Origin of the sequence: Luteibacter sp. W1I16, assembly GCF_050434905.1 — a bacterium.
Taxonomy (GTDB): domain Bacteria; phylum Pseudomonadota; class Gammaproteobacteria; order Xanthomonadales; family Rhodanobacteraceae; genus Luteibacter.
Genome location: NZ_JBNDJJ010000001.1, coordinates 1,158,157 through 1,170,984 on the forward strand (window position 1 = coordinate 1,158,157; position 12,828 = coordinate 1,170,984).

The following is a 12,828-nucleotide window of genomic DNA, read 5'->3' on the forward strand; positions in this document are numbered from 1 at the left end:
TTCAGCCTCCGGCGACGGGGGGCAACAGGGCGATCCGGCGGTCGGCCGGCAGCGGATCGGCGCGACGGACGATGGTGTCGCCCGAGACGCAGGCGCAACGATCGAGCGAGCCGGCCAGTTCCGGACGTTGGGAAGCCAGCAAGGCCAGGGCATCGGCGACGGTGACGACGTCGTCACCGGCGTCGACACGGCATTCGTTGGCCCCGGCCAGCCGTTCGAGGTTGGCGAAAAGTTCGAAGACGATGGGTTTCATGGATATCCTGGGGTACGGTGGTTCACCCGCCCATGGCGTGCATCGTCAACGGGCGGTCGACCGGGCCGGGGCGAGACGCGTAGCCCGCGTCCTTCAGCCACACGGCGCGCGCGACCTGCGCGGCCAGCGCCGTGTCGTCGACGCCTTCGCGCAGACGGGCGCCCAGCGGCGTGCCGACGGGCGAGAACAGGCAGGTGAACAACTCGCCGGTCGCGGTGATGCGCAGGCGGTCGCAGGTGGAACAGAACGGATTGGATACCGTCGAAATGACGCCGAGCGGATACCGCCCGTCGACAAGATAGGGCGTGGCCGGATCATGGCCGCGCGGCATGCTTTCCACGCGGTGACGCTCGCCGATGGCCGCCAGCATCTCGGCCTCGGAGACGACGGCGTCGCGCTTCCAATGGCCGGGCGCGTCCAGCGGCATGTATTCGATGAAGCGCAACGGCAACGCGCGCTCCATCGCCCATTCGAGCAGGGGCACCACGTCCTTCTCGTTGTCGCCGCGGATGACCACGGCGTTGAGTTTCACCTTCGCTCCGGCATCCACGAGAGCCTGGATGCCGTCCAGCACCGGCGCGATGTCGCGCTTGGTCAGGTGGTGGAACGTAGCCGGGTCGATCGCGTCGAGGCTCACGTTGAAGTCGTCGATGCCGGCTTCGACCAGTTCGCGTGCCTTGGGAGCGATGCGCGACGCGTTGGTGGTCATCGACAGGCGGGTAAGTCCGCGCGCGCGCAGCGCGTCGATCTCCCGTACGCATTCCACGAGATCGCGGCGCAGCAGCGGCTCACCGCCGGTCAGCCGTATCTGGTCGATGCCGTGCTCCACGAAAAGGCCCGCCAGGCGCACGATCTCGCCGCGCTCGAGCAGGCTGGCGCGGGGCAACCAGTCCGGATGTTCGGGCATGCAATACGTGCAGCGGAAGTTGCAGCGGTCGGTGAGCGATATCCGCAACTTGCGCTTGGTACGTCCGTGGCGGTCGATGAGTGGGGACATGGTCGCCTTAGCAAAGCATAGTGGTCGTGAGACGGGTGTTCCGGTCCGGTCGCGACCTTCGGACCCAATCGTGCCAGACTTCGCCCATGAGCGCCTTGCATCCCTTCGTCGCAGCCGCATGGCCCGAGTGGCCCGACTACGCCCTCGTGGAAGACCTGCTGCCGTCCTTACGCGATTTCGCGCATGCCGGCCGGGTGGCGCTGGCCACCCTCGTGAGCATCGAAGGCCCGTCGCCGCGCCCGCTGGGCAGCGAGATGGCCATCGCCGCCGATGGCCGCGTGGCGGGCTACGTGTCGGGAGGCTGCGTGGAGGCCGCGGTGGCCAGCGAGGCGGCCATGGCCCTGGCGGATGGCCGTCCCCGCCTGCTCGACTACGGCGTCGGCAGTCCGGTCATCGATATCCAGCTGAGCTGTGGCGGCCGCATCGGCATCTTCGTTCGTGAACTGCACGAACCCTCCGCGTATGTTAATTCGCTTTCCCTGGCCCGCCGTGCGCGGCGTACCGTCACCGTCCTGAGCGACGCGACCGACGGCGCCTGGCATATCGAGGACGGCGTGCATCCGGGCGATGCGCGTACCCATGCGACCGTACACCGGCCGCCGCTGCGGCTGGTCGCCGTCGGCGGTGACCCGGTGACGCTGGCGGTGGCGGCGCTCGCTCCCTTCGCCGGCATCGAAGTCGTGCTGCTTCGCCCGCACGGGCCGGCGCGGCCACCGGAAGGCGTCCCGCTGGCCGGTTACGATCCGCGCTCGCTGCCGGTGGCGCTGGCCGACCTGGCCGTGGACGAACGCACCGCCATCTATTCGCTCAGTCACGACGCCGAAGTGGATCACGCGGTCGCGGTCCACGCCCTCCGGTCTCCGGCCTTCGCCGTCGGCGTGCTGGGAAGCCGGAACAAGATCGCCGCGCGCGTCCAGCGATTGAAGGACGATGGCGTGCACGACTCCGACCTGCAACGCCTGCACCTGCCGGCGGGATTGCCGATCGGCGCGCAAACGCCGCACGGCATCGCGTTCTCGATCATCGCGCAGATCTGCCAGCGCGACCGTGCCCGCCAGGGATGACCGTGGCGCACGATGCGGTGGTTCTCGCAGCGGGCGGCAGCCGCCGCCTCGGCCGGGCGAAACAACTCCTGACCGCCGGTGGCGAGGCGCTTGTCGCCCGCGTCGTGCGCTGCGTGCTGGCCACGCGGCCGTCACGCACGCTGGTAATCCTCGGCGCATACGAACACGCGATAGCCGCGCCCCTGGAACGGTATGACGTGGAGATCCTCCGCAATCCCGCATGGGAAACCGGCATGGCCTCATCGCTGCATGTCGCCGCGCGTGCACTACAAGGCCGTACCCAGCCCGTGTTGTTGACGGTGGTCGACCAGCCTGCCCTGGAAACGCATCATTTCGCGAACCTGCTCGCGGCGCACGACGGCAGCACCGACACGGTCAGCGCCTATGGCGGCGTTCTGGGCGTACCCGCCGTCGTGCGCGCGTCGACGCTGGCGCGCGCTGAGGACCTGACCGGCGACACCGGATTCCGGCGGCTCTGGCACGCGGAGACGCCGCGTGCCATTCGCGCGGACGAACTCGCCGACGATATCGACGATGAGGCCGACGTGACCCGCGCCATCGCCGCGGGCCGGCTGGACGCCATGCCGCGCTGACATCCTCCGCGGCGCCACGCTGCGTGCCGTGCAAGAAAATCCATCGATGCCCGGTCATACTCCGAGCCACCTGCCGGGAGCCCGCCATGCCCACCACCCGCCTTGTCTACCGTCACCGATGGCCGGTACGCGTGATGCACTGGATCAACGTGATCTGTCTCTGCGTGCTGCTGGGCAGCGGCCTGCAGATATTCAACGCCCACCCTTCGCTCTACTGGGGCAACCGCTCCGACCCGGGCAAGGCCATCCTCGCACTCGAAGGCGGACAGGACGCCCAGGGCAATCCCCGTGGCACGACGCGTATCGGCACGCGCGAGTTCGATACCACCGGCGTCCTTGGCGCATCCAGGGTCGGTGGCGAATGGACGGCGCGCGGTTTTCCCGCCTGGGCGACGATTCCGGGGCCCGCCTGGCTCGCCATGGGCCGCCGCTGGCACTTCTTTTTCGCCTGGTTGTTCGTCGCCAATGGCATCGCCTACGTCGGCTGGTCACTTGCCAGCCGCCACCTTACCCGCGACCTCGTCCCCACGCGCACCGACTGGCGCGGCCTCGGCCGCTCGATCCTCGATCACCTTCGCTTCCGCCATCCACACGGCGAGGAAGCCCTCCGCTACAACGTGCTCCAGCGCGTGGCCTACCTGGTCGCGATCTTCGTCTTCGGTGGCGGCATCGTCCTGATGGGCATCGCCATGTCCCCGCGCATGGACGCCGTGTTGCATTGGCTGGTGGACGCGGTGGGTGGCCGGCAGTCGGCGCGGACGATCCACTTCGTCATCGCGATGGCCTTCGTCGGCTTCGTGCTGGTGCACGTCTTCGAGGTCCTGGTCAGCGGTCCGCTGAACCAACTGCGCGGGATGATCACCGGCTGGTACCGGGTACGCGAGGAAAAGCGGGAGATCCACCATGACTGACCGACGCGCTTTCCTGCGCCATGCCCTGCTCGGCCTGGGCGGCGCCGTACTGACCGGCTGCGACAGCATCTCGGAAAGCGAAACCGGCACCAGGGTGCTGGAATCCGCCGAAACGGTGACCCGCCGCGTCCAGCGCTTCCTTTCGCCCTCGCGCGCGCTGGCGAAGGAATACACGGAAGCCGACATCTCGCCCGTGTTCAAGCCGAACGGAACCATCCTGCCCGACACGCCGGCATACCAGGCGCTCCTGCGCGACGGCTTCGCCGGCTATCGCCTCGAAGTGGACGGCCTGGTCGAACGGCCCTCCCGCCTGTCGATCGGCGACCTGAAGGCCCTCGGCACGCGCACGCAGATCACGCGCCACGATTGCGTCGAGGGCTGGAGCGTTATCGGCAAATGGACAGGGACGCCGCTGGCCTCCGTGCTCGACCATGTCGGTCCGAAAGCGGGCGCCCGTTACGTCGTTTTCCATTGTTTCGACGATTACGAGGAAGACACGCCGTATTACGAGAGCGTCGACCTCGACGAGGCGCGCCATCCGCAGACCCTGCTGGCCTATGGCCTCAATGGCGCGGACCTGCCGGTCGCCAACGGCGCGCCCTTGCGCCTGCGCGTGGAACGTCAGCTCGGTTACAAGCACGCCAAATACCTGCGCCGGATCGAAGTGGTCGCGTCCTTCGCGGACATCGGAGAGGGCAATGGCGGGTATTGGGAAGACAACGGTTACGAGTGGTACGCAGGTATCTGAGCGATCCTTTTCCGCATTGCGTCAACCGGCCCCTGAAAAAAAGGGCTCGAAATGCAAAAAAACTTCGCGGACCCTATTTTCAGCGGACGAAAGCAACGCTAGAGTGAGTCGCCCGCTGGGCACCGGCCGGAACGGCCGCCTCATTCGATCAAAGTGACAAGGATAACCATGGCCAAGACCACCAAAACGGCGGCGAAGAAGGCCGCTGCCAAGGCTCCCGCCAAGGCTGCGAAGGCGCCGGCCGCCCTCAAGCCGATCAAGGATCCGCTGTCGAAGTCGTCGCTCGTCTCGCACATCGTCGAGCAGAGTGGCGTCGACAGCAAGAGCGTGAAGGCCGTTCTGGCCTCGCTGGAAGGCGCGATCTCCGCGTCCGTCCACAAGAAGGGCGCCGGCACGTTCACGCTGCCCGGCCTGCTGAAGATCACCTCGGTTGCCGTCGCGGCGAAGCCGAAGCGCAAGGGCAAGGACCCGTTCACGGGTGAAGAGCGCTGGTTCGCCGCCAAGCCCGCTTCGGTCAAGGTCAAGGTCCGTCCGCTGAAGAAGCTCAAGGACGCGGCCGCCTGATTCCACGCGGTGGTTCGTCCACCGCATCCGACCAGGTAACCGAAAGCCCCCGCCCAAAGCGGGGGCTTTTTTGTTTGTCACTGTGAGAGCCCGCCGAGAGCTTCGGTGAAACAGCTCTGGTGGGAGAGCTTTGGTGGGAGCCGACCTTGTCGGCGATGGGTGCTTGCCTCAACCTGGCCCGCTGCCGCGGGATCGCCGACAAGGTCGGCTCCCACCAGAGCTGTCCCATAGGCTTTCCCGGGCACCCACACCACCACACCTCATCACGCCACGCACCACCCATGCCGCAAGTCACGCTTGACTACAATTGTCGTCAGGCGCACGCTGCCTACATCTGTAGTCAGGAGCGTCGGCATGAGCAAGAAGACCATCGGTGACCAGGAGCTCTCCCTCCTGCAGTACATCGAGGAAGCACCGAAGAGTTCCGTGGCCGAGGTCTGCGCGGGCTTCGGCGAAGCGCGTGGCCTCGCGCGCTCCACCGTGCTGACCATGATGGAACGGCTCCGCGCGAAGGGTTACCTCACCCGGCGCAAGATCGACAACAGCTTCCGCTACAGCGCGACCAACGGCGCGGGCGAAGTGATGACCGGTGCCGTCGGCCGCTTCGTCGAACGAACCTTGCAAGGTTCGGTGTCGCCCTTCGTCGCCTGGATGTCCGAGCGCGGTCAAGTCAGCGATGCCGAACTGGCGGAACTCGAAGCCCTCGTCGGCACGCTGCAATCGCGGCGCAAGGCACGCTGACATGGATACTTTCCTGGATATCCTGCTTTCGCGCCTGGCCTTCGCCTCGCTGCAGGCCTTGTTGCTCGCAGGGGTGGTCTACGCCGCGTGCCGTTTCGTCCCCGCCCTTTCCGCGGCGGCACGCAGCACGCTCTGGTGGCTGCTCGGTGCGCAGTTGCTCATCGGCGTCGCCTGCCCCGCGCCATTCGCCCTTCCCCTGCTTCCTTCGACCGCGCCAGAGCGCGACGTACTACTGACCGCGCCCACCATGATCGGCGACGCGACGATGTCCGCCGACATGGCTCCGCCTTCGGCAGGTATCTCCTGGAGCCTGGTGTTGCTCGGCGCATGGGGCCTCGCCGTGGTGCTGCAACTGATCGTCGCGGCCGTGCGTTGGGCCAGGCTGTCCGCGCTGTTGCGGCGGGCCATGGCGCACGAGGATGTACGCGTCGAGACGCTTTGCGCCCGCCGCGCCCGTGAACTCGGCCTGCGCCGCTCACCTCGCCTGGCGGTATCCGACGAAGTGGATTCGCCACAGGTGGTGGGCTTGTGGCGCCCCACCATCCTGCTGCCGCTCGACGACCGGCTCGACGACGAAGAACTGGAGATGGCCTTGATGCACGAGCTCGCCCATGTGCGTCGCGGCGACCTTGCCATGGGCTGCGTGCCGGCTCTCGCACGCACGTTGTTCTTCTTCCATCCGCTGGTCCATCTGGCTACCCGCGAATACGCCCTGTGCCGCGAGGCGGCTTGCGATGCGCTGGTGCTGTCCCGTGGCCGGCAGGCGCCGCGGACGTATGGACGTCTGTTGCTCCGTCTCGGCGTCGCGCCGCATCCGCACCATGCCCTGCCGGGCGCGTCCCCCACGTTCCGCACACTGAAAAGGAGACTCGACATGCTCGGTCAAGCCACCGACGCGCCTCCGCGCGCGCTTACCTGGTGCCTCGTCGCCGCCATCGCGGCCGTGGGCGTGACCCCCTGGCGCGTCGTCGCCGCCGATAGCGGTGCCACCGCGCAGGATCATTACTACCCGGGGGCGCCAACACCACCCGCACCGCCAGCACCGCCCGGGCCACCTCCGGCGGCACCGGCGGCGCCCGCGCCCATGGCAAACATCGCGCCCGTACCGCCAGTGGCTCCCGTGGCTCCCGCCGCACCCATGCCGCCGATGGACACCATCACCGTGCGAGGCGACAACCCCGAGCGGTCATTCATCTTCTTCAGCGACGACATCCATGTGATGAACGGCAGCGACAGCGATTTCCGCCGGGCGGAAGCCGCGCGCGACGGCGCCGACGACTTCGTGTGGTACCGCGAAGGCAAGCAGGCCTGGGTGCTGAAGGATCCCGCCTATGTGAAGCGCATCCGCGACGCCTTCGCCCGCAGTGCGCAGCCGGCCGACGGTGCCGCGATGAGCGCCGACAAGCAGGCCGAACTGGATCGCCAGCAAGCCGTGCTCAACGAGCAGATGGCGAAGCTCGCCCAGCGGCAAGCCGAACTGGCGGTACAGGAAAGCGATCCGAGGGTACCGACCGATCGCGCCGCCTACGCCGCCGGCCACGCCGCCATCGGCAAGGAGCAGGCGGCCATCGCGCAGAAGATGGCCGACATCGGCCGGGTCCGTGCGGAACAAGGCCGCGTCCAGGCCGAATGGGGCCGCCGCCAGGCTGAAGCGTCGAGGAAGGCCACCAAGGAGGTGGACACCATCCTCGCCGAGGCCATTCGTAACCACGCGGCCCAGGCGGCGCGCTGACGCGACGACGATGCTCCGGTATGGTGAGTGGTTTTCACCTGCCGGAGGCATCATGCGACTTGAAACGGGCACGCTCATCGAAGCCAGCGCCCTGCTGTTCGACATGGATGGGACGCTGATCGATTCGCGGGTCGTGGTCGAGAATATCTGGAAACGCTGGTGCGACGAGAACGGCATCGACTGGCACTACGTGCTGCCGCGGCTGCACGGGGTGCGCATGCTGGATTCCGTACGCATGTTCGTGAAGCCGGGCATGGATGTCGACGCGGTATACGAGCGGTTGTATCGCGAAGAAGTCGAGGACGTGGAAGGCATCGTGCCTATCGCCGGCGCGCCCGAATTACTGGCGTCCCTGCCGCCCGAAACCTGGACGATCGTCACCTCGGCCGATACCGTGCTGGCGAAGGCCCGGCTCGGCGCCGCGGGCATCGTGCCCCCGCCGCTCATGGTCACCGGCGAAATCGTCACCAACGGCAAGCCCGATCCCGAGGGTTACCTGCTGGGCGCGACGCGCATGGGCGCGGCTCCGAAGGATTGCCTCGTGTTCGAGGACGCGAAAGCGGGCATCGACGCCGGCCTCGCCGCGGGCGCGCGGGTGATCGCGATCGCGGGCGACCATCCGGGCGAGATCCCGGAAAACGTCGAATGGGTGACCGACCTGGCGGCGCTGCGTTTCGACGGCATGCACGACGGCAAGGTACGCCTGGTCGTCACCTGACGGTCAGTACACGTCGCGGCGGTAGCGGCCGGCAGCCGCCAGTTCACTCACCGCCGCGTCACCCAGGACGTCACGCAACACCCCGTCCACGCCGGGCGCCATCCCGGCGAGGCTGCCGCACACGTAGATGCTCGCGCCTTCGTCCATGAATCGCCGCAAGCCATCCGCGGCGATGCGCAGCCTGTCCTGCACGTACCGGGCACCCCGTGTCTCGCGCGACCACACCAGGTCGAGTCGCTCGATGTCGCCCGCTGCATGCCAGCGCTCCAGTTCATCGACATGAAGACGGTCGACGGCGGCGTGGCGTTCGCCATAGATCACCCAGTTACGCAGGTGTCCCCTCGCGAGCCGCGCCTTGAGCAAGGCACGCAAGCCGGCGATGCCCGTGCCGTTACCGATCAGCAACACGGGCCGGTCGTCGGCCGGCGCGTGGAACCCCGCGTTTCGACGGACACGCACGTCGACCGGATCTCCCACCAGCGCGTGCATGGTCAACCAGCCGGAGCCGAAGCCAAGGGTGCCGTCCTCCGCACGCATCTGCCGCACCACGAGGTGGAGCGCGCCGTCCGCGGGCAGCGACGCGATCGAGTACTCGCGGTGCGGCAGCACCGTGTCGTCACCGCGTGCGCGGCGTGGACCGATCTCGACGATGTCCCCCGCCTCCCATGCGAGGTCGCGTTCGTCTTCCGGCACCAGCGCGACGTGGTAACACCGTCCGCCCACGCTCCCTGGATTCAGCAGGCGGCGTTCGGCCAGCCGCCAGCGCCGATACGCCGGGCGGCTCCAGTCCTCCATGGCCGTGGCGCCGGCCAGATGTGCCACGTGGTGTTGCCAATGGCGCAGGGCGCCTTCGTCACCGTTGTCCACGTCTACCCGGTCGAACAGGGGTGCCGCACCGCCGGCATGGAGCCACTGGTCGAGATCGCGGCCAAACGCACAGAAGTCGACATAGTCACGATCGCCGAGGGCGAGTATCCCGTACCTCGTTCCTTGCAACGCGAGTGGCGCCCGCATGACGCGCTCGCGAAACAGGCTGGCCACGTCGGGCGCATCTCCCTCGCCCGTCGTGCTGACGATGAACAATACCCGCGAGGCCCGCTCGAGCATGGCCGGCGTCAGGGCGTCCATGCCGCGCAGGTCGACGCCGAGGCCACCGGCGTGGATCACGTCGGCCGTGCGCGAGGCGAGTTCGGTGGCGAAGCCGGTCTGGGAAGCGTGGACGACGAGGATGCCGCCATCTTCATGGACCTCCGCGACGCCCGGGCGACGGCGCACGAGCACCCCGGTGAACACCACCCATGCGAGCACGAGTGCGACGGCGGCAATGGTGCGTTCGCTCACGGCTTCGACGCCGCCATGAACGCAGGTGACATCCGTTCCTCGAACTGCCCGTCGTCGCCGTAGAGAATGAAAAGCACCGCGATACCATGGCGCTTGGCATAAGCCATACCGTCCTCCGGCCCGAGAACGGTCATCGCCGTACCCAACGGATCGGCGTGCATGCAATCGTCGGCGACGATGCTCACCGACGCCACGCGATGCGCCACCGGATACCCCGTGCGCGGATCGATATGATGCGAGAAGAACTTTCCGCCGCTTTCGAAGAAATGCCGGTAATCCCCCGAGGTGGCGATCGCTTTCCCGGTCAGGGAGACGATGCGCTGCACTTCGTCCAGATGATCGACGGCGCCCGCCGCGGCGCCCGGACGTTCGATACCCACGTGCCAGGGCGTGCCGTCCGGCTTCCTTCCGCTGGCGCGCAATTCCCCACCGACTTCCACGAGGTAGTCACGCAGGCCGGAACGATCGAGGAAGCGAGCCACCTGATCGACGCCGAAACCCTTCGCCACAGCCGAGAGATCGACATAGACGCCGCCGGGCTGAAATGCCCTGCGGTTAACGTCGTCCAGCACGATCTTCGACCAGCCGACCCGTGCGCGTGCCGCCGCGATCGCGGCTTCGTCCGGCGCGTCATGCGCGCGCTTCCCCGGACCGAAACCCCAGAGGTTCACCAGCGGCCCCACGGTAGGATCGTAGGCACCGCCGGTATCCTTCGCCAGCGACAGCGCATGGCTGAGCACCGTGAAGAACTCCGGCGGCAGGGGCTGCCATGTGCCGGCCGGGGCGCGGTTGAAACGGCTGAGGTCGGAATCCGGCTCGTACGTGCTCATCTGGGCGACGACACGGTCGAGCTCCGACTGGATGCCTTTTTCGAGGGCGCGATCGTCCGCGCCATCGGGCAAGACGGCATTGACCGACCACGTCGTGCCCATCGTTCCGCCTTCGAAGCGGCGTACGTTCGTGGCGGACGCCGCGGAGGCTGCCGACGCCGCGAAGGCGAAGATCAAGGCCGCTATCCCTCGGGCGCATGCCCTCAGGATCCCTTTCCCTGCGAACGGCCCCCACAAGCGTGAGGGTGAAGGATCGGTGGGCATGGGTTACTGGGGAAGCACTTCCAGCGTGGCCGTGTAGGCCAGCCGGCGCTGCTTCGCTTCCTTCACCGACGTCTTCGTGTCTTCGGTGGACGCGTTCACCCAGTACATGCCCGCCGAGGGCCAGGTGAAGGAGAACCTGCCGTCCTTGTCGGTGGTGGTGGTCATGTCGTCCTGGGCGTTGCGGTAGCGCGTGGCGCCGTTGATCGCGACGACCTTCAGGTTGGACGCGGCCTTGCCGTCGACGAGCAACTGGAATGTCGCCTTCTCCCCCGCCATGAGGTCGTTCGGCTGCGTGACCGGCACCAGTTCGAGCCCTTTGTTCGTGGGTTTCAGCGCGCCGTCGCTGGGCGATCCCTGGGTCACGAAGGTCTCGACACGCGAGGCCATCTCGCTCACCTGCACGTTCTTCGCGTTCGCCGGAATGGCCGTCTTGACGTCTTCGGCCTTGCCACGCCAGCGCTTCTTCTGTCCGTCCACTTCGTAGTTCGCGAACACGCCCTGGTTCACCAGCGCGAGGCGATACGTGCCCTTCTGCGGAACGGGGAGGTCGAAGGTGCTGCGGTACTTGCCGGTGGACGCGTTTTCCGGCTTGACCGTGGAACCGTCAGGCGCGACGACCACCAGCTGGTCGAGTTGCGCGGGGAAGTGGTCCGGGTAGTACAGGTCGTTGGAGATCGCCGCGTCGACGGTCACCCAGGCATCGTCGCCGGAGATCACGGTGGCCGACGGCACCATCCACATCTTGTGCGCCTGCGCGGCCAGCGGCAGGACCAGGGCGGCGCAAAGGGTGGCGCGAACGAATGCATGCTTCATCGGGTGACTCCGTTTCATGGATTGAGGTCGAGGCTGATCTGGCCGAGTTCGTCCGTGCCCTTGGCCGACAGGTGCAGCGGGGCCTTCGCGGGCCAGTCGAAAGGAATCCGTTGCGCTTCGCGCCCGCCCACCTCGCGCGCCGCCTCGACCACGAGTTCGTAGTGACCCGGCGGGAGCGTGCCGAGGGGTGGCTTGCCATCGCCGAAGCGCAGCTGATGCTGTCCCGCCGGACGCGTGGCGCCGGAAACGCCATCGATCGGCATGCTTTGCTCGCGACCGCTACGGCGCCACCACTGGCGCATGTCCTTCAGCCACTTCGTGCCTTCGCCATCGGCTTTCTTCACGTCGTACCAGACGGCGAGGTTGGCGGCGACACTGTGGTCTTCGCGCTCGATCCAGACGGCCACGTAGGGCCGGTGGTATTCGGCCACCTTCAGCGTGGGAATCTCCACGGTGAGGTTCATGTCGGCGGCGAATGCCGGCGCGGCGAACGCGAGGCACGAGGCGAACGGCAGGATGCGGCGCATGTCGGTTTCCGTCAGTGGATGAAGATAAGGGCGAGGACGACGGGCAGCACGAATCCGAGCGCCACCATGGGCCAGGTCATGCCGCGTTGCCCCGCGTGCAGTTTGAGCAGGAGCAACCCCGTCAACGCGAAGACGACGCAGGCCAGCGCGAACACGTCGATGAACCAGCTCCACACGGGCCCCGTGTGGCGCCCCTTGTGCAGATCGTTGAGGTACGCCAGCCAGCCACGGTCCGTGGTCTCGTACTGCACGTCGCCCGTTCCGCGATCGATGCTCACCCAGCCGTCGCCTCCCGGCCGCGGCAGCGACACGTAGACCTCGTCGTCGCTCCAGTCGCCCGCGCGGCCGCCGACCTGCGCACCGGTGTTCGTGGCGACGAAGGCCGCCACGGTGGGAGGCAGTCCGGCTGACTTCGTCGCCGGGTCGGCCAACTGCTTCAGCAGGGCGTCGGGCAAGGTCGCGGTGTGTCTTTCCACATGCGGCGAGGCTTCGATGCGCGAGGCGTGGTTCAACGTGAACCCGGTGATCGAGAACAGCAGCAACACCACCAGCGATACCGCGGAGCTGATCCAGTGCCACCGGTGCAGGTGCTTCAGCCAGAACGCGCGGCGTTGCCGGTCGACGGTGTCGCGCATGTGCGGAACGCCCCTGGAAAGTGGATCTCGATGGCGCCCATGGTAAACCACAATGCGAATCGTTCGCAATTAGACAGGTTAGGCCGAAGGTATGAAA

15 protein-coding genes are annotated in these 12,828 nt (G+C 67.4%); 8 read left to right on the forward strand and 7 right to left on the reverse strand.

Going from position 1 to position 12,828, the window contains the following annotated elements:
• Position 1 precedes the first annotated feature (1 nt).
• Positions 2 to 253: a MoaD/ThiS family protein gene (locus QFZ41_RS05205; protein WP_429197768.1), complete on the reverse strand. Its 252-nt coding sequence runs from the start codon at positions 251 to 253 to the stop codon at positions 2 to 4.
• Between the two features lie 22 nt (positions 254 to 275).
• Entirely contained in the window at positions 276 to 1,250 is a 975-nt protein-coding gene (gene moaA / locus QFZ41_RS05210; RefSeq protein WP_429197769.1) for a GTP 3',8-cyclase MoaA, read from the reverse strand.
• A gap of 86 nt (positions 1,251 to 1,336) precedes the next feature.
• Here moaA and QFZ41_RS05215 point away from each other — a divergent pair, with 86 nt between their 5' ends.
• From QFZ41_RS05215 to QFZ41_RS05250, 8 genes are all read left to right on the forward strand, one after another.
• A complete protein-coding gene (locus QFZ41_RS05215; RefSeq protein ID WP_429197770.1) occupies positions 1,337 to 2,314 on the forward strand; it encodes an XdhC family protein in 978 nt (325 codons plus the stop codon).
• Between the two features lie 2 nt (positions 2,315 to 2,316).
• Positions 2,317 to 2,907: a nucleotidyltransferase family protein gene (locus QFZ41_RS05220; RefSeq protein WP_429197771.1), complete on the forward strand. Its 591-nt coding sequence runs from the start codon at positions 2,317 to 2,319 to the stop codon at positions 2,905 to 2,907.
• An 86-nt stretch (positions 2,908 to 2,993) separates the two neighbouring features.
• Entirely contained in the window at positions 2,994 to 3,818 is an 825-nt protein-coding gene (locus QFZ41_RS05225) for a cytochrome b/b6 domain-containing protein (protein ID WP_429197772.1), read from the forward strand.
• Positions 3,811 to 4,566, forward strand: a complete 756-nt coding sequence (locus tag QFZ41_RS05230; RefSeq protein WP_429197773.1) for a molybdopterin-binding protein — start codon at positions 3,811 to 3,813, stop codon at positions 4,564 to 4,566. The genes QFZ41_RS05225 and QFZ41_RS05230 overlap by 8 nt, the downstream gene beginning before the upstream one ends.
• Before the next feature lie 168 nt (positions 4,567 to 4,734).
• Positions 4,735 to 5,130 (forward strand): HU family DNA-binding protein, encoded by a 396-nt coding sequence (locus QFZ41_RS05235; RefSeq protein WP_072321789.1) that lies wholly within the window; start codon positions 4,735 to 4,737, stop codon positions 5,128 to 5,130.
• Between the two features lie 354 nt (positions 5,131 to 5,484).
• Positions 5,485 to 5,871, forward strand: a complete 387-nt coding sequence (locus tag QFZ41_RS05240; RefSeq protein WP_429197774.1) for a BlaI/MecI/CopY family transcriptional regulator — start codon at positions 5,485 to 5,487, stop codon at positions 5,869 to 5,871.
• 1 nt (position 5,872) lies between these two features.
• Positions 5,873 to 7,603, forward strand: coding sequence for a M56 family metallopeptidase (locus tag QFZ41_RS05245; RefSeq protein WP_429197775.1), 1,731 nt, complete (start codon positions 5,873 to 5,875; stop codon positions 7,601 to 7,603).
• Positions 7,604 to 7,655: 52 nt separating this feature from the next.
• Complete coding sequence (locus QFZ41_RS05250; protein WP_429197776.1) at positions 7,656 to 8,321, forward strand: HAD-IA family hydrolase; 666 nt, start codon at positions 7,656 to 7,658, stop codon at positions 8,319 to 8,321.
• Positions 8,322 to 8,324: 3 nt separating this feature from the next.
• Here the strand turns inward: QFZ41_RS05250 and QFZ41_RS05255 are convergent, their stop codons facing one another.
• The 5 genes from QFZ41_RS05255 to QFZ41_RS05275 all read right to left on the reverse strand — a co-directional run bounded on the left by QFZ41_RS05255 (position 8,325) and on the right by QFZ41_RS05275 (position 12,731).
• Positions 8,325 to 9,662 (reverse strand): sulfite reductase subunit alpha, encoded by a 1,338-nt coding sequence (locus QFZ41_RS05255; RefSeq protein ID WP_429197777.1) that lies wholly within the window; start codon positions 9,660 to 9,662, stop codon positions 8,325 to 8,327.
• The gene (locus QFZ41_RS05260; RefSeq protein ID WP_429200187.1) at positions 9,659 to 10,594 is read right to left on the reverse strand and encodes an FAD:protein FMN transferase; all 936 of its coding nucleotides are present in this window, start codon (positions 10,592 to 10,594) and stop codon (positions 9,659 to 9,661) included. Before QFZ41_RS05260 ends, QFZ41_RS05255 begins: the two co-directional genes overlap by 4 nt.
• A gap of 165 nt (positions 10,595 to 10,759) precedes the next feature.
• Positions 10,760 to 11,569, reverse strand: coding sequence for a DUF4198 domain-containing protein (locus tag QFZ41_RS05265; protein ID WP_429197778.1), 810 nt, complete (start codon positions 11,567 to 11,569; stop codon positions 10,760 to 10,762).
• Between the two features lie 14 nt (positions 11,570 to 11,583).
• Positions 11,584 to 12,096, reverse strand: a complete 513-nt coding sequence (locus QFZ41_RS05270; RefSeq protein WP_429197779.1) for a DUF2271 domain-containing protein — start codon at positions 12,094 to 12,096, stop codon at positions 11,584 to 11,586.
• A gap of 11 nt (positions 12,097 to 12,107) precedes the next feature.
• Complete coding sequence (locus QFZ41_RS05275) at positions 12,108 to 12,731, reverse strand: PepSY-associated TM helix domain-containing protein (protein WP_429197780.1); 624 nt, start codon at positions 12,729 to 12,731, stop codon at positions 12,108 to 12,110.
• Between the last annotated feature and the right edge of the window lie 97 nt (positions 12,732 to 12,828).